Origin of the sequence: Pseudomonas sp. S12(2018), from assembly GCF_024355235.1 — a bacterium.
GTDB lineage: Bacteria > Pseudomonadota > Gammaproteobacteria > Pseudomonadales > Pseudomonadaceae > Aquipseudomonas > Aquipseudomonas palmensis.
On sequence record NZ_QLAD01000005.1, the window covers coordinates 312,941 to 334,007 of the forward strand.

Here is a 21,067-nt window from a genome sequence, read left to right on the forward strand (position 1 = left end):
AAGCCCGCTCCCACAGGAGGTACGCAAGTCCTTGTGGGAGCGGGCTTGACCCGCGATGAGGCCCTGATAGGCGATAAACGACTCAGACGATGCGAACCCGCAGCGAGCGCCCCTTGATCTTGCCGCTGTTGAGCCGCTGCAGCGCCTGCTTGGCCACGCCGCGTTCCACCGCCACGAAGGCCTGGAAATCGAAGATCGCGATCTTGCCCACCTGGGTGCCCGGGATGCCGGCATCACCGGTCAGCGCACCCAGGATGTCGCCCGGCCGCAGCTTGTCCTTGCGCCCGGCACCGATGCACAGCGTGCTCATGGTCGGCACCAGCGGGCCGCCGGCCTGGGGCTTGAGGCTGTCGATCTGCTCCCAGCGCAGGGGCGCCTTCTGCAGCTGCTCGATGGCCTGGGCGCGGTGCGCTTCGGACGGGGCCACCAGGCTCGCCGCCAGGCCCTTCTCGCCGGCACGCCCGGTGCGGCCCACGCGGTGCACGTGAATTTCCGAGTCCCGCGCCAGCTCCACGTTGATGACCATGTCCAGCGCGTCGATATCCAGCCCGCGCGCGGCCACGTCGGTGGCCACCAGCACCGAGGTGCTGCGGTTGGCGAACAGGGTCAGCACCTGGTCACGGTCGCGCTGCTCCAGGTCGCCATGCAGCGACTCGGCGGCGATGCCCTTGGCCTTGAGGTGATCGACCACTTCCTGGCACTGCTGCTTGGTGAAGCAGAACGCCACGCACGACTGCGGACGAAAGTGCGCCAGCAGGGTAGTCACCGCGTCCATGCGCTGCTCGGGCGAGATCTCGTAGAAGCGCTGCTCGATCTGCGTGTCGGCATGCAGCGACTCGGCCTTGACCTGCTGCGGGTTGCGCATGAATGCGGCCGACAGCTGCTTGATGCCGGCCGGGTAGGTGGCCGAGAACAGCAGGGTCTGGCGACGCTCCGGGGTTTGCCCGAGGATGTCGGCGATGGCGTCGTAGAAGCCCATGTCGAGCATGCGGTCGGCTTCGTCGAGCACCAGGGTGTTGAGCCCGTCGAGCACCAGGGTGCCCTTGCGCAGGTGCTGCTGCACGCGGCCCGGGGTGCCCACGATGATGTGCGCGCCGTGTTCCAGCGAGGCGATCTGCGGGCCCAGGGACACGCCGCCGCACAGGGTCAGGATCTTGATGTTGTCTTCGGAGCGGGCCAGACGGCGCAGCTCCTTGGCCACCTGGTCGGCCAGCTCGCGGGTGGGGCACAGCACCAGGGCCTGGCAGCCGAAGTAGCGCGGGTTGATCGGGTTGAGCAGGCCGATGCCGAACGCGGCAGTCTTGCCGCTGCCGGTCTTGGCCTGGGCGATCAGGTCCATGCCCTTGAGGATCACCGGCAGGCTCTGGGCCTGGATCGGGGTCATCTGGGCGTAGCCGAGGGCGTCCAGGTTGGCCAGCATGGCGGCGGACAGCGGCAAGGTGGCGAATTCGGTGGCAATGGTGGTCACGAGGCGGGCCTGCAAAACAAAATGTCGCGCAGTGTACCAGCCTCGTGGCCATTAGCCCTAAGCCTCGATCTCCGGTTCCGGACGACGGGCACGCCTTCCGTCCGCCCTGGACAGCTGCATGAAGATCGCTGCCGCCAGCATCGACATCAGGCCGATGGTCAGGAAGGTCAGCTGGAACGCGCCCAGCGTGGTCTCCACCCCATCGCCGCTGCCGGCGCCGGTAAAGCCGCCCAGCAGTGCGCCGGCGCAGGCCACACCCAGGCTCAGCGAGAGCTGCGCCACCACCGACAGCAGGCTGTTGCCGCTGCTGGCGCTGGCGTCGTCCAGGTCGATCAGGGTCACGGTGTTCATCGCCGTGAACTGCAGCGAGTTCACCGCCCCCAGCAGCCCCAGTTGCACCAGCAGCAGGGCATACGGGGTGTGTTCGTTGACCAGCCCCAGGCTGCACAGCAACACGCCCAGCAGCAGGGTGTTGCCGGTGAGGATGGTGCGGTAGCCCAGGCGCTCGATCAGCGGCCGGGCGATGGACTTGGCGACCATTGCCGAGGCGGCCAGCGGGATCATGCTCATGCCGGCCTGGGACGGCGAATAGCCCAGCGCCACCTGCAGCAGCAACGGCACCAGAAACGGCAGTGCGCCGCTGCCCAGGCGGGCGAACAGGTTGCCGAGGATGCCCACCGAGAAGGTGCGGGTGCGAAACAGCCGGGGCGAGAACAGAGGGTTGTCGATGCTGCCGGCGCGCAGCCAGTAGGCGGCCAGGCACGCCATGCCGGCGAACAGCAGCAGCATCACGCGCAGGTGCGGCAGGTGCAGCTCGCCCAGGCCCTCCATGGCGATGGTGATCAGCACCATCGCGGCGCCGAACAGCACAAAGCCCACGCCGTCGAAGCGTGTGCGCTCGGAGCCGCGCAGGTCGGGGATGAACTTCCACACCGCGTAGCAGCCCAGCGCGCCGACCGGCAGGTTGAGCAGGAAGATCCAGTGCCAGCTCAGGTACTCCACCAGCCAGCCGCCCATGGTCGGGCCCAGCAGCGGGCCGAGCAGGCCGGGGATGGTGATGAAACTCATGATGCGCACCAGTTCGGTGCGCGGGTAGGCGCGCAGCACCACCAGGCGCCCCACCGGCAGCATCAGCGCGCCGCCCAGGCCCTGGATCACGCGGGCGCCGACCAGCATGCCGAGGCTGTTGGACAGTGCACACAGCAGCGAGCCGATGCTGAACAGCAGGATCGCGCTGAAGAAGATGCGCTTGGTGCCGAAGCGGTCGGCGATCCAGCCCGAGGCCGGGATCAGCAGGGCCACGGTGAGCATGTAGGCGATGATCACCGACTGCATGCGCAGCGGGTTTTCCGCCAGGTCGCGGGCCATGGCCGGCAGCGCGGTGTTGAGGATGGTGCCGTCCAGCGACTGCATGAAGAAGGCGATGGCCACCACCCAGGGAATCCAGCGGGCGGTGACGGGGTCCAGCGGGGTGCGGTTGGGCATGCTCTATGTCCTTGAGGGCCCCTTCGCGGGCAAGTCGAAGCGTCGAACCGCAGCTCCCACAGGGGCGGCGGTGATCCCTGTGGGAGCGGGCTTGACCCGCGATGGCGGCATCACAATGTCAGCGTCAGGCGTTTGACCAGCGCCCCCGGCAAATGGCTCGAACTGGTCTGGCGCTGTCCGTAGGTGCTGGTCGACAGGATCAGCTCGCGCTCGGTCGTGAGCGCCTCCAGCTGCGAGCCGAGCAGGCTGTATACGCTGTCGTCGAAGCGCATGGTGCTGACCGGCGCCTGGATCTGACCGTCCTCGACCCAGAATGTCGCAAAGCGCGTCAGCCCGGTCATGCGCGCCGCCGGCAGGTCGGAGTAGTTCAGGTACCACAGGTTGCTGATGTACAGCCCCGTACCCAGCCTGGCGAGCACCTCATCCAGCGCCAGCTCGCCGGCGGCCAGGCTCAAGGCGCTCGGCCACTCGTGGGCCTCGGCGCCATTGGCGACCTGCTCGAACTCGGCGGCGCTGCGCGCATTGGTCAGCTGTTCGCGCGCCTGCCCTGCGTCCACCAGCTGCACGTCGCTGCGTGGGTAGCCTTCGCCGGAGAACGCCGGGCTCAGCGAGCCGCTGACCTGTTCGGTGATGCTCACCAGCGGGCTCAATGCCGCATCGCCGGCATACAGGCGTTGCAGCGGGCTGTCCTTGCTGGCGATGGCCTGCGCCGAAAAACCGCCCCAGCACAGCATGCCCATGATCTCGTCCATCGCTGCCGGTGCCAGGTAGGCGCGGTACTGGCCGGGGGCGAGGGTCTTGAGTGGACGACCCAGGTACTCCAGCTGCTCGCGGGCCTGGGCCAGGCGCCGGGCGAACGCGGCGTTGTCCCACACCTGCCCGGCGTAGTTGGCCTTCACCGCCTGGCCGTTGGCGTGGAACAGGCTGAAGTCGAAATTGAAGCTGTTGGCCTGATGCCAGCCAGAGGCGCCGAACGAACTGGCAAAGCCGCGACTGATCGGCCCGGCGGCATAGATGCCCACCAGGTCCAGCGCGCCGGCGCCGTGTTCGATCTGCTCGAGCACCCGTGTGGTATCTGGCAGCGGGCCGTCCTGTACCTGATGGCTGTGCCAGGCACTGTCGTTGAGCAACAGGTACGGGTCGGCAGGGATCAGCGGCAGGATCTGGCGCAGCTCGGCCAGTGCCTGGTGCAGGCGCTCGCGGTCCAGCGCCGGCTCGCCGCTGAGGGTCAGGTGCAGGTCGGCCTGGCGACCGTCGGCAATCAGCTTCAGGCTCGCGCCGGCCTGTTGCACGTCGCCGGCCTGGCGCACCCTGGCATGGTTGAATCGGATGAATTGCGACTGCTCGGCGCTGTAGCTCAGGGTGAACTGTTCGGGGGCGCGCACGTTGTCGCGCAGCCATGCGACCAGGTCCTGGAAGTTGTGCAAAGGGCTGGCGGCCATCAGGCGTCTCCTCCGAATACGTCGATCTGGCTGAACACGCAGGCCGGCGAGGCATGGCCCACGCGCACCACCTGGTTGGGTTCGCCCTTGCCGCAGTTGGGCGTGCCGAGCACCTGGAAGGTACTGGCGTCGCCCACGGCGCTGAGGTTGCGCCAGAAACCGGCGGAAATACCGCGGTAGTTGGGGTTCTTGACCACGCCCTTGAGTTCGCCGTGCTCGATCAACTGGCCCCATTCGCAGCCGAACTGGAACTTGTTGCGCGCATCGTCGATGGACCACGAGCGGTTGGTGCGCATCAGGATGCCGTGCTCGATGCCGCCGATCAGTTGCGCCAGGGACTTGTCGCCCGGCTCGATGTTGAGGTTGGCCATGCGGTCGATCGGTGCGCGGTTCCAGCCGCAGGCGCGGCTGTTGGCCACGCCGTCCAGGCCCGAGCGGAACTGTGACAGCGCACCGCCCAGCGGGCGCACCAGTACACCCTCGCGAATCAGGAACTGCTTGTGGGCCGGGGTGCCGTCGTCATCGTGCGCGTAGCTGGCCAGCTCTTCGGGGATGGCCGGGTCGAAGGTCACGTTGAGCAGTGCCGAGCCGTACTGCAGGTGGCCGAAGTCCTGGACCTTGATGAAGCTGGTGCCGGCGTAGTTGCGCTCGTCGCCCAGGATGCGGTCCATCTCCAGCGGGTGGCCGATGGACTCGTGGATCTGCAGCATCATCTGGTCGGGCATCAGCAGCAGGTCGCGTACCCCGCTCGGGGTGTTGGGCGCCAGCAGCAGTTGCAGGGCCTGGTCGGCCACCTGGGCACCGGCACCGAGCAGGCCGCAGCGCTCGATCACATCCACGCCGCCCTGCTGGCCGAAGTTCTCGCGGCCCAGGCTGCGGCTCTGGCTGTCGCTGCCGTCGAAGGCGGTGACGCTCATGCCGGGGAACACGAAGCGTTGCGCCTGGCGCAGTTCGGCGCCGGCACTGTTGAGGTAGATCTGCTCGACCGTGCTCAGTCCCAGGCTGGCCTGCCAGTTCACCAGGCGCGAATCGCCCGGCACGCTGGCCGATTCGCGGGCCAGCAGTTCATAGCAGTCGGCCAGGGCCGGGAAGGTGCTGTTGAGGTTGGGCGAGCAGTAGTCGGCGCGGGCGCTGGACACCGGTTGCTCGCGCAGGTCGAGCAGGGCGTGGCGCGCGATCTGGCGGGCCAGCGCCTCGGCCTGGTCGAGGGCGCGTTGCAGGCCGGCCTGGGACAGGTCGGCGGTGGCCGCGTAGGCCTCCACGCCGTTGACGCGCACGGTGAGCATCGCGCCCTGGTCGCGGGTCAGGCTGGGTGGTTCGGCGATGTTCTTGCGCACCGACAGGTGCTGGTGGGCTTCCTGCACATAGCGCAGGGAGAAAAACTCGGCGCCGCTGTTCAGGCCAGCGAAACGCTGGCGCAGCGGCGCGGTGAAATCGAACATGCGCGAACCTCCGGGTGACGGTGGTTCCCCCTCAGAACCACTCCTCGTGCATGCCCGGGCAGGTGTCGTCGCGGGCCTCGAGCAATGCGAGGTCATTATGGCAGGCCGGTACTTCCCAGGTGAGGAAAAACCGTGCGGCCTGCAACTTGCCCCGATAGAACCCGGTATCGGCCGGGTTGCCGCGGGCCAGGCCCTGTTCGGCGCGAATCGCCTGCTCCAGCCAGCGCCAGCCGATCACGCAGTGACCGAAGGCCTTGAGGTACAGCGCCGAGTTGGCCAGGGCGCTGTTGACCTGGCCTGTGGACAACTCGCCAAGCAGGCCCAGGGTCACGTGCTGCAGGCGGCTGAGCAGTTGTTCCAGCGGTTCGCGCAACGGGTCCAGGCGGGTGTAGGCATGGGCCTGGGCGCAGGTGCCGGCGATCAGGCGTACCAGTTGCTTGAGGCCGGCGCCACCGTGCTGGGCCAGCTTGCGCCCGAGCAGGTCGAGTGACTGGATGCCGTGGGTGCCTTCGTGGATCGGGTTCAGGCGGTTGTCGCGGTAGTACTGCTCTACCGGGTAATCGCGGGTGTAGCCGTGGCCACCGAGGATCTGGATCGCCAGCTCATTGGCCTTGAGGCAGAACTCGGACGGCCACGATTTGACGATCGGGGTCAGCAAGTCGAGCAGTTGCTGGGCCTGCTGGCGCTCGTCTTCGGTGGCGGCGGTATGGCTGTCGTCGAACAGCCGGGCGGCGTACAGGCCCAGGTCGAAAGCGCCTTCGACGTAGGCTTTCTGGGTCAGCAGCATGCGTTTCACATCGCTGTGCTGGATGATCGGCACGGCGGCGGTGGCGGGGTTCTTGTTGTCGGGCAGGCGGCCTTGCGGGCGCTGGCGGGCGTAGTCCAGCGAGTACAGGTAGCCGGCGTAGCCGAGCATCACCGCGCCCATGCCCACGCCGATGCGCGCCTCGTTCATCATCTGGAACATGCAGGCCAGGCCCTGGTGCGGCTGGCCGATCAGGTAGCCGACGCACTGGCCGTTGTCGCCGAAGTTGAGTGCGGTGGAGGTGGTGCCGCGCCAGCCCATCTTGTGGAACAGGCCGGCCAGCACGACATCGTTGCGCTGGCCCAGGCTGACGTCCGGGTTGACCAGGAACTTGGGCACGATGAACAGCGAAATGCCCTTTACCCCGGGTGGTGCGTCGGGGAGTTTGGCCAGCACCAGGTGCACGATGTTCTCGGACAGCGTGTGATCGCCCCCGGAGATGAAGATCTTGTTGCCCTTGAGGCGGAAGCTGCCGTCGGCGGCGGGTTCGGCGCGGGTGCGGATATCGGCCAGCGAGCTGCCGGCGTGGGGTTCGGTGAGGGCCATGGTGCCAAAGAAGCGGCCCTCGATCATCGGTTGCAGGAACAGGCGCTTTTGCTCGTCGGTGCCGAAGTTCTCGATCAGGTTGGCGGCGCCCATGGTCAGGAACGGGTAGGCGGTGGTGCCGGCGTTGGCGGCCTGAAAGTGGGCGAAGCAGGCTTGCGAGAGCAGGGTGGGCAACTGCATGCCGCCGGCCTCGAAGTCGCGGTTGGCGTTGAGAAATCCGGCGTCGAGGAAGGCGTCGACGGCAGGTTTGACCTCGGGAATCAGGATGGCCTGGCCGTTCTCGAAGCGTGGTTCGTGCTCGTCGCCCTTGCGGTTGTGCGGGGCGAAGTATTTTTCGGCCAGGGTGCGAGCGGTGTGCAGCGCGGCATCGAAGGTTTCGCGGCTGTGCTCGGCGAAGCGTGGGCGTTGGGTGAGGGCTTCGGCGTCGAGCACTTCGTAGAGTTCGAAGGCCAGGTTGCGGGCGCTGAGCAGGGTGTCGGACATGGCGGCCATACCTTGGTGGGGATGGGGCCGAGTCTAGGCATGCGGGCGGGAGGTGGACAGGTTAATAGGTGGGGGTGATGAGGGGTCAGAACCGTTGTCAGGTGTGTGTCCGCAAAAAAATCGCGGGCCAGGCCGGCCCCCACAAGAATCTGCATCGATCCTGTGGGGGCGGGCCTGACCCGCGACTGGTAACGCCTCGGTGGTTAGCCGATGGTCATCAGGCTGGCATTGCCGCCCGCTGCGGCGGTGTTCACGCTCAACGCACGCTCGATCACCAGGCGCTCCAGCGCAATCGCGGTTTCACCCGACGACAAGCCCTGCACACCCACGATCGCACCGGCACGCTTGGCCACCTGCTCGCATACTGCGCGCAGCTGGTCCGAATGGCCGTGATGCAGCACCGCGTCGAACACCACCTCGTCCTTGGCCCAGTCGCTCACCAGCTTGATGCGCGCCTGCACATCCTTCGGCAAGCGCCCACGCAAGGCCTTGCCCGGCTCGCCGTCGACGAAAACTGCCGAGCTGCCCACCGCCAGTACCGCTGCCAGTTGAGTCAGCAGATCAGCCTCCGACTCGGCCAGGCACAGCACGTGCTCGCGCGGCAGGATGGTGTAGCTGTTGCGCTCGCCGGTCGGGCCGTTGAGCAGGCGGGTGACGCCGCTCTGCGACTGCTGCGCGAACTGCTCGCACAGCTGCGCCAGTTCGGCCTGCTGGTTGCTGCCGGCCCACGCCTTGAGCGATTGCAGCGGCTTGAGCAACTGCTCGCGCAGACGCACGTCCGGGGCAGTACCGGCGTCGCTGCGCTGGAACGACTGCTCGATGGCATCGGCCGGGCGCGTGGACAGCAAACGGTACAGGTACAGCGGGCCACCGGCCTTGGGGCCGGTACCCGACAGGCCTTCACCACCGAACGGCTGCACGCCGACCACGGCGCCGACGATGTTGCGGTTGACGTAGACGTTGCCGGCATGGACGTTGTCGATCACCTTGGCGATGGTCTCGTCGATGCGGGTGTGCACGCCCAGGGTCAGGCCGTAGCCGGATGCATTGATCTGCTCGATCAGCTGGTCGAGGTGCTTGCGGTTGTAGCGCACCACGTGCAGGACGGGGCCGAAGATCTCACGCTGCAGTTCATCGAAGCTTTCCAGCTCGATCAGGGTCGGCATCACGAAGGTGCCGCGCTTGATCTCTTCACCGTCGGCAATGGCCACCTGATACACGTTGCGACCCTTGTCGCGCATGCCCTGGATGTGTTTTTCGATGCCAGCCTTGGCCTCGGCGTCGATCACCGGGCCGATGTCCACGCTCAGGCGCTCCGGGTTGCCCAGGCGGCTTTCGGCCATGGCGCCCTTGAGCATCTCGATCACGCGGTCGGCCGAGTCTTCCTGCAGGCACAGCACGCGCAGGGCCGAGCAACGCTGACCGGCGCTGTCGAAGGCCGAGGAGACCACGTCGATGACCACCTGCTCGGTCAGCGCCGAGGAGTCGACGATCATCGCGTTCTGGCCACCGGTTTCGGCGATCAGCGGGATCGGACGGCCCTGGCTGTCCAGGCGGCCGGCAATGTTGCGTTGCAGCAGGCGCGCCACTTCGGTGGAACCGGTGAACATCACGCCCTTGACCCGGTCATCGCCTACCAGGCGCGCACCGACGGTCTCGCCACGGCCCGGCAGCAGTTGCACCACGCCTTGCGGGATGCCGGCCTCGAGCAGCAGGCGCACGGCCTGGGCCGCCACCAGCGGGGTCTGCTCGGCAGGCTTGGCCAGTACCGGGTTGCCGGCAGCTAGCGCTGCAGCCACCTGGCCACTGAAGATCGCCAGCGGGAAGTTCCACGGGCTGATGCACACCACCGGGCCCAGCGGGCGGTGGGCGTCGTTGCTGAAGTCGTTGCGTGCCTGCACCGCGTAGTAGCGCAGGAAGTCGACCGCTTCGCGCACCTCGGCGATGGCGTTGGCGTAGGTCTTGCCGGCTTCGCGGGCCAGCAGGCCCATCAGCGGCTGGATCTCGCCTTCCATCAGGTCGGCGGCACGTTCCAGGATCGCGGCACGCTCGGCCGGCGGGGTGGCCTGCCAGATCGGTGCGGCGTTGAGTGCGCACTGGATGGCGTTGTCGGCGTCCTCGACGGTGGCTTCCTGCACGTGGCCGACCACGTCACGGTGGTCGGACGGGTTCAGCACCGGTGCGGCAGCTTCGTCGCTGGACGCGCAACCGAGCATCGGCTCGGCCTTCCAGTCGTTGTGCGCGGTGGCCAGCAGGGCGCACGACAGCGAGGCCAGGCGGTGCTCGTTGGCCATGTCGATGCCGCTGGAGTTGGCGCGCTCGGCACCGTACAGGTCACGCGGCAACGGGATGCGCGGGTGCGGCAGGCCGAAGCCGCCTTCCTGGGTGGCCATGCGCTCGATGGTCGCGACCGGGTCGGCCACCAGTTCCTGGATCGAGATCGACTGGTCGGCGATACGGTTGACGAACGAGGTGTTGGCGCCGTTTTCCAGCAGGCGACGCACCAGGTAGGCCAGCAGCGTTTCGTGGGTGCCGACCGGGGCGTACACGCGGCACGGACGGTTCAGCTTGCCGTCGGCCACCTTGCCCACCACCTGTTCGTACAGCGGCTCGCCCATGCCGTGCAGGCACTGGAACTCGTACTGGCCCGGGTAGTAGTTCTGCCCGGCGATATGGTAGATGGCCGACAGGGTGTGGGCGTTGTGGGTGGCGAACTGCGGGTAGATGGCTTCGGGCACCGACAGCAGCTTGCGGGCGCAGGCGATGTAGGAGACGTCGGTGTACACCTTGCGGGTGTACACCGGGTAGCCTTCCAGGCCTTCGACCTGGGCGCGCTTGATCTCGCTGTCCCAGTACGCGCCCTTTACCAGGCGGATCATCAGGCGGTGACGGCTGCGGCGTGCCAGGTCGATGACGTAGTCGATCACGTAAGGGCAGCGCTTCTGGTAGGCCTGGATCACGAAGCCGATGCCGTTCCAGCCGCTCAACTGCGGCTCGAAGCACAGGCGCTCGAGCAGGTCCAGCGACAGCTCCAGGCGGTCGGCCTCTTCGGCGTCGATGTTCAGGCCGATGTCGTACTGCTTGGCCAGCAGGGTCAGCGACAGCAGGCGCGGGTACAGCTCGTCCATCACGCGCTCGTACTGGGCGCGGTTGTAGCGCGGGTGCAGGGCCGAGAGCTTGATCGAGATGCCCGGGCCTTCATAGATGCCGCGGCCATGGGAGGCCTTGCCGATGGCGTGGATGGCCTGCTCGTAGGAGGCCAGGTATTTCTGCGCGTCGTGCTCGGTGAGCGCGGCTTCACCAAGCATGTCGTAGGAGTAGCGGAAACCCTTGGCTTCGAACTTGCTGGCATTGGCCAGGGCTTCGGCAATGGTCTCGCCGGTGACGAACTGCTCGCCCATCAGGCGCATGGCCATGTCGACGCCCTTGCGGATCATCGGCTCGCCGCTCTTGCCGATGATGCGGCTGAGCGAGGAGGTGAGGCCGGATTCGTTGTGCGTGGACACCAGTTTGCCGGTCAGCAGCAGGCCCCAGGTGGCGGCGTTGACGAACAGCGACGGGCTGTTGCCCAGGTGCGGCTGCCAGTTGCCGGTGCTGATCTTGTCGCGGATCAGCGCATCGCGGGTGCCCTTGTCGGGAATGCGCAGCAGCGCTTCGGCCAGGCACATCAGCGCCACGCCTTCCTGGGACGACAGCGAGAACTCCTGCAGCAGGCCCTGGACGATGCCGGCGCGGCCGCTGGCGCTCTTCTGGTTGCGCAGCTTTTCGGCAATGCCGGCGGCAAGCTTGTGGGTGGCCTCAGCCATGGGCGCGGGCAGGCGTGCCTGCTCCAGCAGCATCGGCACCACTTCCGGTTCCGGACGACGGTAGGCGGCGGTGATCGAGGCGCGCAGCACCGACTGCGGCAGGATGCTCTCGGCGAACTCGAGGAAGCACTGGTGCGAGTGGTCGGCCTGCACATCGCCGGCGTCGTCGCTCTGATTGCCGGGCTGACCGCTGAGTTCGGTCAGGGTGGCGCCACCCTCGAGCTTCTCCAGGTAGTTGAAGATCGCCTGCTTGATCAACCAGTGCGGGGTGCGGTCGATGGACTGCGCAGCCGTTTTCAGTCGCTCGCGGGTAGGGTCGTCGAGTTTGACCCCAAGGGTGGTCGTCGCCATTTCTTATCCTCATTATTGCCACTGGGCCGTGGCTAAGCTGGCGCCAAGATTAGCCGGGCGCCTTTGTGGGTGCAACCTAGTGCAACCCAAATAATCGCGTTGAGGAGTGCAACTCGTCCGGTGGCTAAAACCCCACAGCATAAATGGCTGTTCAAGGTGCATTTGCTTATGTAAACGGCGGTTTTTGCTCCCAAATGGAGCAAAAACACGTTGTTATGCGAAATATCCGACCAGGTGCAACTTGACTGAAGAAACTGGTTGCACCTTGTTTGCGTTGTTGCATAGGATTCGCCGCCTGGGTGCAACCGTTAGCGGCTGTCACTACATAAAAACAAACGCCAGGGCGCAACAATGAGTTTTAGCAATCCAATCACGATCACGTTCGTGATCTATATCGCGGCAATGGTGCTGATCGGCTTCATGGCCTATCGCTCCACCAACAACCTTTCCGATTACATCCTCGGTGGCCGCAGCCTCGGCAGCGTGGTGACCGCGCTCTCGGCCGGTGCCTCGGACATGAGCGGCTGGTTGCTGATGGGCCTGCCGGGCGCCATCTACATGTCGGGCCTTTCCGAAGCCTGGATCGCCATCGGCCTGACCGTCGGTGCCTACCTGAACTGGCTGTTCGTGGCCGGCCGCCTGCGCGTGCAGACCGAGCACAACGGCGACGCGCTGACCCTGCCGGACTATTTCGCCAGCCGTTTCGAAGACCACAGCGGCCTGCTGCGCATCATTTCGGCAATCGTGATCCTGGTGTTCTTCACCATCTATTGCGCCTCCGGCATCGTGGCCGGTGCCCGCCTGTTCGAAAGCACCTTCGGCATGTCGTATGAAACGGCGCTGTGGGCCGGTGCTGCTGCCACCATCGCCTACACCTTCGTCGGTGGCTTCCTGGCGGTGAGTTGGACCGATACCGTGCAGGCTACGCTGATGATCTTCGCGCTGATCCTGACCCCGGTGATCGTGCTGATCGCCACCGGCGGCTTCGACACCACCTTCCTGGCCATCGAAGCCCAGGGCGCGGGCAACTTCGACATGTTCAAGGGCGCGACCTTCATCGGCATCATCTCGCTGATGGGCTGGGGCCTGGGCTACTTCGGCCAGCCGCACATCCTGGCGCGCTTCATGGCGGCAGACTCGGTGAAATCGATCGCCAATGCCCGTCGCATCTCCATGACCTGGATGATCCTGTGCCTGGCCGGTACCGTGGCCGTGGGCTTCTTCGGCATCGCCTACTTCTCGGCGCACCCTGAAGTGGCCGGCCCGGTCACCGAGAACCACGAGCGCGTGTTCATCGAACTGGCCAAGATCCTGTTCAACCCGTGGATTGCCGGTGTGCTGCTGTCGGCCATCCTGGCAGCAGTGATGAGTACCCTGAGCTGCCAGCTGCTGGTGTGCTCCAGCGCCCTGACCGAAGACTTCTACAAGACCTTCCTGCGCAAGAACGCCTCGCAGGTCGAGCTGGTATGGGTCGGTCGCCTGATGGTGCTGGCGGTTGCGCTGATCGCCATCGCGCTGGCCGCCAACCCGGACAACCGCGTGCTGGGCCTGGTGGCCTACGCCTGGGCCGGCTTCGGTGCCGCCTTCGGCCCGGTGGTGCTGATTTCGGTACTGTGGAAGGGGATGACCCGCGACGGCGCACTGGCCGGTATCGTGGTGGGCGCGGTGACCGTGATCCTGTGGAAGCAGTTCGACACCATGGGCCTGTACGAAATCATCCCGGGCTTCCTGTTCGCATCGCTGGCGATCTACTTCGTGAGCAAGGCGGGCAGCCCGTCGGCTGCGATGGTCAAGCGTTTCGAAACCGCTGAAGCGGCGTTCCACGCCGACAAGTAACACGGCTGCATCATGCTGCCCGGCAACGGCCCGGCCTCTTCTGGAGGTCGGGCCGTTGTCATTCTGGCGGCTGTCACCTGACGGCGCGGGCCTGACAGGGTAAACTTCCGGGCCTTGCAGGAGTTGCCATGAACTATCGTCACGCCTTTCACGCCGGCAACCACGCCGACGTGTTCAAACACCTCGTATTGACCCGGCTGATTGCGCTGATGTCGCGCAAGGAGCAGCCGTTCGCCTACCTCGACACCCACGCCGGCCTTGGCCTGTATGACCTGCAGGGCGACCAGGCGACCCGCACCGGCGAGTGGCTGGAAGGCATCGGCCGGCTCTGGGGGCGCGACGACCTGCCCGAGGTGACGGCCGATTACCTGCGCATCCTGCGCAAGATGAACCCCGACGGCGAGCTGCGCTACTACCCGGGGTCACCCGAGCTGGCACGGCGCCTGGCACGCCAGCAGGACCGCGTGCTGCTCAACGAGAAGCACCCCGAAGACGGGCGCCTGCTCAAGGAAAACATGAAGAAGGACCCGCGCGTGGCGGTGCACCTGGGCGAGGGCTGGCACGTGCCGAGGGCCTTGCTGCCGGTGCAGGAGAAGCGCGCGGTGATGCTGATCGACCCGCCCTTCGAGCAGGCCGACGAGCTCAAGCGCTGCACGGTGGCGATGAAGGAGACGATTGGCCGCATGCGCCAGACGGTCGCGGCCATCTGGTACCCGATCAAGGACCAGCGCCAGCTGGTGCGTTTCTATCAGGACCTGACCAGCACCGGTGCGCCGAAGCTGCTGCGGGTGGAGCTGTATGTGCACCCGCAGGACAGCCCGCAGGGCTTGAACGGCTCTGGCCTGGCGATCGCCAACCCGCCATGGGGCCTGGAAGAAGAGCTGCGCGCACTGCTGCCGTGGCTGGCCCAGGTGCTGGGGCAGACCCAGGGCAGCTGGCGCATGGACTGGCTGATTGCCGAGTAGGGTGCCCGGGCCTCTTCGCCGGCAAGGCCGGCTCCTACAGGTGCGCGCGACCCCGTAGGAGCCGGCCTTGCCGGCGAAGAGGGCGCAACTGCCAACACAACGCTGCGCCTCCTACATGCACCCCCACGCTTTACGCTATAATCCCGCCCTTTCGCTGCCACCCGCCCATGAGGCCGGGGCGCACATCTACAGATTTGAAGAGGCTAGACCCTTGGCATTGACGATTCTTGGCCTGTCCGGCGCCCTTAGCCATGATCCTTCCGCGGCCCTGTACATCGACGGCAAGCTGATTGCCGCCGCTGAAGAAGAGCGCTTCGTGCGCGACAAACATGCAAAGAACCGCATGCCCTACGAATCGGCGAAGTTCTGCCTCGAACAGGCCGGCATCAAGCCGTCCGATGTCGATGTGGTAGCGATTCCGTTCGCCCCCATCAGCCTGTTCGGCAAGGCCCGCTGGCACTACGCCAAGCGCTACTGGTACGCCCCGGATCGCGCCCTCGACGCGCTGCTGATGGGCAACCGTCGCTACAAGCGCTACCGCAACAAGATCGTCTGGTGCCTGGAACAATTGGGCTTCGATCCGAAAAAGATCAAGATCGAACCGGTCGAGCACCACCTGGCCCACGCCTCCAGCGCCTACCACTGCTCGGGTTTCAAGGAAAAGACCGCGATCCTGGGCATCGACGGCAAGGGCGAGTACGCCACCACGTTCTTCGGCTACGGCGAAAACGGCAAGATCCACAAGATCAAGGAATTCTTCGACCCGGACTCCCTCGGCGGCCTGTATGGCGCGATCACCGAGTTCCTGGGCTTCGAAATGCTCGACGGCGAGTTCAAGGTCATGGGCATGGCGCCGTACGGCGACGCCAGCAAGTATGACTTCTCGCGCCTGGCCAGCTTCGAAAACGGCGAGCTGGAGATCAACACCGACTACGCCAACGTCATCGGCCTGCGCCGCTATAAAGAGAAGGGCAAGGGTTTCTACTTCTCGCCCAAGCTGATCGAGTGGCTGGGCCCCAAGCGCGAAGGCGACATCGCCGACGAGCCGTACATCCACTACGCGGCCAGCATGCAGGCGCTGTTCGAGAAGCTCGCGCTGCAGATGATCGACTACTACCTGGGTGACGTGCTCAAGGAAACCGGCAAGCTGGCCTTTGCCGGCGGCTGCGCGCTGAACGTCAAGCTGAACCAGAAGATCATCGCCCGTCCCGACGTGAAGGAGCTGTTCGTGCAGCCCGCCTCGGGCGACGCCGGCACCGCAGTCGGTGCTGCCGCCTATGTGTCCCACGCCCGTGGCGTACCGGTCGAGAAGATGGAACACGTCTACCTCGGCCCGGCGTACAGCAACGAGGACGTGATCGCCGCCTGCGCCCGTCACGAACACAAGCCGACCTGGCGCAAGCTGGACAACATGCCCGAGCAGATCGCCCGGATCATGGTCGACGGCAACCCGGTGGCCTGGTTCCAGGGCCGTATGGAGTTCGGCCCGCGGGCCTTGGGCGGACGTTCGATCATCGGCTGCCCGAGCGTGCCGGGCGTGGCCGACCGCATCAACCACCAGATCAAGTTCCGCGAGCGCTGGAGGCCTTTCTGCCCGTCGATGCTCGACACCGTGGCGCCGCAAATGATCAAGATCGATCACCCGGCCCCGTTCATGACCTTCACCTTCGAAGTGGCTGAAGAGTGGAAGACCCGCGTGCCGGAAGTGGTCCACGAAGATGGCACCTCCCGGGCCCAGGTGCTCAAGCGCGAGTACAACCCGCGCTACTACGACATGATGAAGGCGCTGGAGACCCTGACCGGCAACGGCGTGTCGCTCAATACCTCGCTCAACCGTCGTGGCGAACCGATGATCTGCTCGCCGACCGATGCCCTGAACATGTTCTTCGGCTCGGACCTGCAGTACCTGATCATGGAAGACATCCTGGTGGTCAAGGACGGCGCGAAAGCTTATGACAGCGTTGGCTGAACGGCACGTCCTGCAGTTTTGCCACGGCTATGACGGGCCGTTTCTCGATTGCGCCCGTCAGTACGCCAGCCTGTTCGCGGGCAAGGGCTACCGCGTCACCACGGTGTTTCTCACCGGCGCCGCCGATCCGCAGGTGGCGGCGGGCTGTGCGAGCGATGAAGTGCTGTTTCTCGAGTTCAGCTCCAAGGCCATTCGTGGCTTGAAGCTGGGCGCGATTCGCGAACTGCGCCGCATTGCCGCGTCGCGCCGATTCAGCTTCTGCATCGCCCACCGCTTCAAGCCGATCTACATCGCCCTGCTGGCCACCCGCCTGCCGGTGATCGGCGTGCACCACGCCTTTGGCGACTACCAGCGGCGTACCCGCCAGCTGTTCGCCAACCTGTTCAGCAAACGCCTGAGCCTGCTCGGGGTGTCGGACGCGGTGCGCGACGACATGCGCCAGTGCCTGCCCAAGTGGCCGGCCGAGCGTATCCAGACGCTGTACAACCGCATCGACATCGACGCCCTGCAGGCCAGCCTGGTGCCCGCCGCGCAGGCGCGCCAGGCCCTGGGCCTGGATGCGAAGGCATGGATCGTCGGCAACGTCGGCCGCCTGCACCCGGACAAGGACCAGGCCACCTTGCTGCGCGGGTTTGCCCAGGCGCTGCCGGCACTGCCGGCAGGCGCCCGCCTGGCAGTGCTGGGCACCGGCCGCCTGGAGCACGCGCTCAAGGCGCAGGCCGAGGCGCTGGGGATTGCCGCACAGGTGGACTTTCTCGGCCAGGTACCGGATGCACGGCGCTATTTCAGTGCCTTCGACGTGTTTGCCCTGAGCTCGGACCACGAGCCTTTCGGCATGGTGCTGCTCGAAGCGATGGTGGCCGGCGTGCCGTTGCTGGCCACCGCCTGCGGTGGCGCCAAGGAAGTGGTCGAAGGTGTCGGCATCCTGTTCCCGCTCGGGGATGCCGAGCGTCTGGCGCAAGGCCTGCAACACCTGGCCGAGCTGGACCAGGCGCAACGCCAGGGCTGTGCCGAGCGCATGCTCGAGCGCCTGCGCGAACGCTTCTCCGACACGGCCGTGCGCGAGACTTTCTGGCACCTTCCCCAGGTTGTCGAACTGACGGGGCAGGCCTGATGCTCAATTATGTACAAGGCTGGCGTGAGCGCGGCTGGCGCGTGATCGATGCGCCGGCCTACGCCGACGCCTGGCAGCGCTTTGGCGGCAGTGTGGCGACCCACCCGCTGGTGCTCGCGCAACTGGTCGAGATGGCCGATATTCCGGTGCGTTACCTGGGCTGGTACCAGGGTGACGAACTGAAGGCGGCCATCCCCACCTGGGACCGCTACCTGGCATTGTCCAAGGACGTGCTCAAGCGCCGGGGCAAGAAGGGCCTGTTCGACCTGGGCAATGCCGAGCTGATTCTGCCGGCCGCTGCCGATGCACAGGCGCCGCTGCGCCATGCCGGGCGCTACCTGTCCGAGCTCAACCAGGGCCGTTTCAGCGGCCTCAAGGCGCAGCCCGAAGCCCTGGCCATGGCACGCCAGCCCGAAGAACTGTCGAAGAAGTTTCGCTACAACCAGCGCCGTGAACTGCGTTTGCTGGAAGAGGCGGGCGGGCAGGTGCGGGCCATCACCGAGTTCACCAGTGCCGAGATCGCGTCGATGTATTGCGACCTGTTCCAGCGCCGCTGGGGCTTTGCGGCCACCGGTGCCGAGCGCATGGCCGAGATGGTCGAACGCCTGCGCGCGCTGCTGATCGGCTCGGTGCTGTTTCTGGAAGACAAGCCGATCGCGATCCAGCTGGTGTACCGCGTCGAGGCTCCCGAGTGGGTCAGCGTCGAGTACGTCAACGGCGGCGTCGATCCCGAGACGCGTGCGTTCAGCCCGGGCAGCGTGCTGAGCTTTCTCAACACCCAGAGCGCCTGGGAAGCCGCGCGTGCGCTGAACAAGCCGCTGCGGTTCTCCTTCGGCCGCGCCGATCGCGAGTACAAGGACCGATGGTGCAACCCCGTGCCGGTGTTTCAGGTGTGAGCCGCAAGCAACAGTTGCTCAGGCGCCATCGGCGCAACAAGCGCGTGGGCCTGCTGGTCGCTCTGGTGGTGCTGGTCGCCCTGGGCGTGCTGGTGAAATGGTGGCTGGCGCTGATCCTGTTGCCGCTGTTGTGGGTGGCTCACGAGGCATGGTTTGCCGATCACCTGTTCTATTCGCCAGGTGATGATTATCTGTACGAGTTCCCTGAACCCTGCGAGCGCGTGCCGGTGTCGCTGGATGGCCTGGTGCTGAGTGCGCCGGCATCATTGAGCCTGTCGGGCGATGAGACGCTGGTGTTGCAGGTGCGTGTCAAAAGCTCGCTGCTGGGGCGTTTTCGCGACCCTGGCGTCGAGGTGTCGGGCGAGGGGGGGGCGGACCTGCAGGGCTTGGAGCGAGGGGTCGACGGGCTGCGCTACCTCAATCTGACCGGGCAGGCGCCGGCGCTGCTGGCCGGCACGCTGCGCATCCGCGGGCGTTGCTGCCGGGTGGTCGAGGCTGCGTCGCTGATCGTGGTGCGCGCCAGCGACCTGCGCCAGCGCCGGGTGATGGTGATTGCGCCCCACGCCGACGATGCGGAACTGGCCGCCTACGGGCTGTACAGCCAGGCCGAAGAGGCGTGGGTCGTGACGCTTACGGCCGGCGAGATCGAGGCCGAGCATTACCAGCAGATGGGCCTGGAGCCTGCGCAGGCCGCACGCCTGAAGGGCCGCTTGCGCGCGTGGGACAGTATCGCCGTACCGCGCTGGGCCGGTGTGCCAGAAGCGCAGTGCGTGCAACTGGGCTATTTCTGCCTGCAATTGCCCGCCATGCAGGCCGCACCGGATCAGCCCGTCGCCTCACGCGAAGCCGACCTGAGCGATACGCGGCTGTTCCGCCAGCTCAACGCCCTGTCGCTGCCGGGCGACCAGGACGGCGCGCCCACCTGGAACAACCTGCTGGCCGACCTGCGTGCACTGATCATGCAGGCGCGTCCACAGGTGCTGGTGATGCCGCACCCGACTCTGGACCCGCATCCTGACCACCTGTGTGCCCAGGCCGCCGTGCTCGAAGCGTTGCACGGCCTGCAATGGCAGCCCGAGAGCGTGCTGTACTACGCCAACCACCTGCATGACAACGATCGCTGGCCGATGGGTGACAGCGGTGCCGGCATTGCCTTGCCGCCGCAGGTCGAGCCTGGCCAGGCCTGGGCGCCCTACAGCCTGAGCCTGACGCTGGACACCCAGCGCGACAAGGCCATGGCCCTGGGCATGATGCATGACCTGCAGCCGCGTGCACCCTTCAAGCGTCGCCTGCGTCGCCTGCTGCAACGTTGGCTGGCCGGGCGTCAGCCTTCGCCTTACGGTGAGAACGAGTTCTTCCGCAAGGCGGTACGTCGACACGAATTGTTCTGGCGCCGGGACCTCTGAACCCGGTGCATGACTGCATAGCTGTGGCCCGAGCGCCGCAAGGAAGACAATGAAAGTTCTATTTCTGGTGCAGAAGGAACAGCGGGCCATTCTTGACCGGCTGTACGAAGGGGTTGCGGCCCATTGCGAATGCGACCTGCGCTGGTTGAGCAGTGCCGAACAGCGCGACCTGCGCGGGTATTTTCGCCGCGAGGTGGACGTCACCCGGTACGACCGCATCATCTTCTTCCTGCGCTTCAAGCAGGAGATCCGTCAGGTCGGTTTCATCCGTACCGTGCCCAATCTGGTCATTCTGGAGCACGATGCCTACCAGAACTACATTCCGTGCAAGTACACCGGCAAGTTCAGCGCGCATTACCGCAAGCTGCCCTGGGCCCGGGTGATCAGCTCGGGCTTCATGGTCAGCGAGCGCCTGCGCCAGGAAGGCTTCGACGCGGTGTTCGTGCCCAAGGGCTACGACCAGCAGTTGCTGGCCGACCAGGGGCGCGAGCGGGACATGGAACTTGCCTTCGTCGGCAGCACCAACAGTGTGGCCTACAGCGGCCGCAAGGCGTTGCTCGACGAGCTGGGGCAAGTCGAGAACCTGGTGGTGACCCGTACCAATTCGGGTGCCGAGTATTGCGACACGCTCAACCGCATTCGTTTCTTCGTCAGTGCCGACGTCGGCATGGGCGAATACATGATCAAGAACTTCGAGGCCATGGCCTGCGGTTGCGTGCTGCTGGCGTTCGACCAGGGCGAGGCGGAGAATCGTGCGCTGGGTTTGCAGGACATGCACAACGTCGTACTGTATGGCAGCATTGCCCAGCTGCAGGCCAAGTTGAAGGTCCTGCGTGCCGACGAGGCCCTGGTGCAGCGTATCGCCACCAACGGCCGCGATCTGGCGGTTTCACGTTTCAGTTTCGCCCAGGTCGGGCGCAGTATTGTCGAGCAGTTGCAGCCGGTACTCCGTCCTCACCCACCACTGAGCGCTTGGCAGCGTCTGCGTCTGAAACTGGGGGTCTGACTCCACTGGGCGTGCAGCCTGAACGGACTGGAGAGGTTGCAACTGCA

At 66.1% G+C, this 21,067-nt stretch carries 13 protein-coding genes; 7 read left to right on the forward strand and 6 right to left on the reverse strand.

Annotated features, from left to right (window positions below):
* Nucleotides 1–82 precede the first annotated feature (82 nt).
* The 6 genes from dbpA to putA all read right to left on the reverse strand — a co-directional run bounded on the left by dbpA (nucleotide 83) and on the right by putA (nucleotide 11,828).
* On the reverse strand, nucleotides 83–1,420 hold the full coding sequence (gene dbpA / locus DN388_RS14405) for an ATP-dependent RNA helicase DbpA (protein ID WP_229589801.1): 1,338 nt from the start codon (nucleotides 1,418–1,420) through the stop codon (nucleotides 83–85).
* A 105-nt stretch (nucleotides 1,421–1,525) separates the two neighbouring features.
* A complete protein-coding gene (gene mdtD, locus DN388_RS14410; protein WP_043863589.1) occupies nucleotides 1,526–2,953 on the reverse strand; it encodes a multidrug transporter subunit MdtD in 1,428 nt (475 codons plus the stop codon).
* A gap of 110 nt (nucleotides 2,954–3,063) precedes the next feature.
* The gene (locus tag DN388_RS14415; protein ID WP_255000612.1) at nucleotides 3,064–4,395 is read right to left on the reverse strand and encodes a TldD/PmbA family protein; all 1,332 of its coding nucleotides are present in this window, start codon (nucleotides 4,393–4,395) and stop codon (nucleotides 3,064–3,066) included.
* Complete coding sequence (locus tag DN388_RS14420; protein ID WP_255000614.1) at nucleotides 4,395–5,837, reverse strand: TldD/PmbA family protein; 1,443 nt, start codon at nucleotides 5,835–5,837, stop codon at nucleotides 4,395–4,397. The genes DN388_RS14415 and DN388_RS14420 overlap by 1 nt, the downstream gene beginning before the upstream one ends.
* A gap of 31 nt (nucleotides 5,838–5,868) precedes the next feature.
* Nucleotides 5,869–7,671, reverse strand: coding sequence for an acyl-CoA dehydrogenase (locus DN388_RS14425; protein ID WP_255000616.1), 1,803 nt, complete (start codon nucleotides 7,669–7,671; stop codon nucleotides 5,869–5,871).
* A 203-nt stretch (nucleotides 7,672–7,874) separates the two neighbouring features.
* Nucleotides 7,875–11,828 (reverse strand): trifunctional transcriptional regulator/proline dehydrogenase/L-glutamate gamma-semialdehyde dehydrogenase, encoded by a 3,954-nt coding sequence (putA, locus tag DN388_RS14430; protein ID WP_255000619.1) that lies wholly within the window; start codon nucleotides 11,826–11,828, stop codon nucleotides 7,875–7,877.
* A gap of 351 nt (nucleotides 11,829–12,179) precedes the next feature.
* On the opposite strand from putA, the gene putP reads away from it, so the two are divergent.
* From putP to DN388_RS14465, 7 genes are all read left to right on the forward strand, one after another.
* Nucleotides 12,180–13,664, forward strand: coding sequence for a sodium/proline symporter PutP (gene putP / locus DN388_RS14435; protein ID WP_210013885.1), 1,485 nt, complete (start codon nucleotides 12,180–12,182; stop codon nucleotides 13,662–13,664).
* Nucleotides 13,665–13,792: 128 nt separating this feature from the next.
* Nucleotides 13,793–14,629 carry a 23S rRNA (adenine(2030)-N(6))-methyltransferase RlmJ gene (locus tag DN388_RS14440; RefSeq protein ID WP_043863583.1) on the forward strand — a complete coding sequence of 279 codons (837 nt, stop codon included), beginning with the start codon at nucleotides 13,793–13,795 and terminating at the stop codon, nucleotides 14,627–14,629.
* Nucleotides 14,630–14,840: 211 nt separating this feature from the next.
* Nucleotides 14,841–16,598, forward strand: coding sequence for a carbamoyltransferase (locus DN388_RS14445; RefSeq protein ID WP_043863582.1), 1,758 nt, complete (start codon nucleotides 14,841–14,843; stop codon nucleotides 16,596–16,598).
* Entirely contained in the window at nucleotides 16,582–17,712 is a 1,131-nt protein-coding gene (locus tag DN388_RS14450; protein WP_255000622.1) for a glycosyltransferase, read from the forward strand. Before DN388_RS14445 ends, DN388_RS14450 begins: the two co-directional genes overlap by 17 nt.
* Entirely contained in the window at nucleotides 17,712–18,608 is an 897-nt protein-coding gene (locus tag DN388_RS14455) for an antimicrobial resistance protein Mig-14 (RefSeq protein WP_255000623.1), read from the forward strand. The genes DN388_RS14450 and DN388_RS14455 overlap by 1 nt, the downstream gene beginning before the upstream one ends.
* Nucleotides 18,605–20,014, forward strand: coding sequence for a PIG-L family deacetylase (locus tag DN388_RS14460; RefSeq protein ID WP_255000625.1), 1,410 nt, complete (start codon nucleotides 18,605–18,607; stop codon nucleotides 20,012–20,014). Before DN388_RS14455 ends, DN388_RS14460 begins: the two co-directional genes overlap by 4 nt.
* Nucleotides 20,015–20,063: 49 nt before the next feature.
* On the forward strand, nucleotides 20,064–21,020 hold the full coding sequence (locus DN388_RS14465; RefSeq protein WP_100632911.1) for a glycosyltransferase: 957 nt from the start codon (nucleotides 20,064–20,066) through the stop codon (nucleotides 21,018–21,020).
* The last annotated feature ends 47 nt before the right edge of the window (nucleotides 21,021–21,067 follow it).

Bases quoted from the DNA above. Each gene is read 5' to 3' on its own strand.
- dbpA (WP_229589801.1), bottom strand. From the start codon at position 1,420: ATGCTGGCCAACCTGGACGCCCTCGGCTACGCCCAGATGACCCCGATC.
- mdtD (WP_043863589.1), bottom strand. From the start codon at position 2,953: ATGCCCAACCGCACCCCGCTGGACCCCGTCACCGCCCGCTGGATTCCC.
- DN388_RS14415 (WP_255000612.1), bottom strand. From the start codon at position 4,395: ATGGCCGCCAGCCCTTTGCACAACTTCCAGGACCTGGTCGCATGGCTG.
- DN388_RS14420 (WP_255000614.1), bottom strand. From the start codon at position 5,837: ATGTTCGATTTCACCGCGCCGCTGCGCCAGCGTTTCGCTGGCCTGAAC.
- DN388_RS14425 (WP_255000616.1), bottom strand. From the start codon at position 7,671: ATGTCCGACACCCTGCTCAGCGCCCGCAACCTGGCCTTCGAACTCTAC.
- putA (WP_255000619.1), bottom strand. From the start codon at position 11,828: ATGGCGACGACCACCCTTGGGGTCAAACTCGACGACCCTACCCGCGAG.
- putP (WP_210013885.1), top strand. From the start codon at position 12,180: ATGAGTTTTAGCAATCCAATCACGATCACGTTCGTGATCTATATCGCG.
- DN388_RS14440 (WP_043863583.1), top strand. From the start codon at position 13,793: ATGAACTATCGTCACGCCTTTCACGCCGGCAACCACGCCGACGTGTTC.
- DN388_RS14450 (WP_255000622.1), top strand. From the start codon at position 16,582: ATGACAGCGTTGGCTGAACGGCACGTCCTGCAGTTTTGCCACGGCTAT.
- DN388_RS14455 (WP_255000623.1), top strand. From the start codon at position 17,712: ATGCTCAATTATGTACAAGGCTGGCGTGAGCGCGGCTGGCGCGTGATC.
- DN388_RS14465 (WP_100632911.1), top strand. From the start codon at position 20,064: ATGAAAGTTCTATTTCTGGTGCAGAAGGAACAGCGGGCCATTCTTGAC.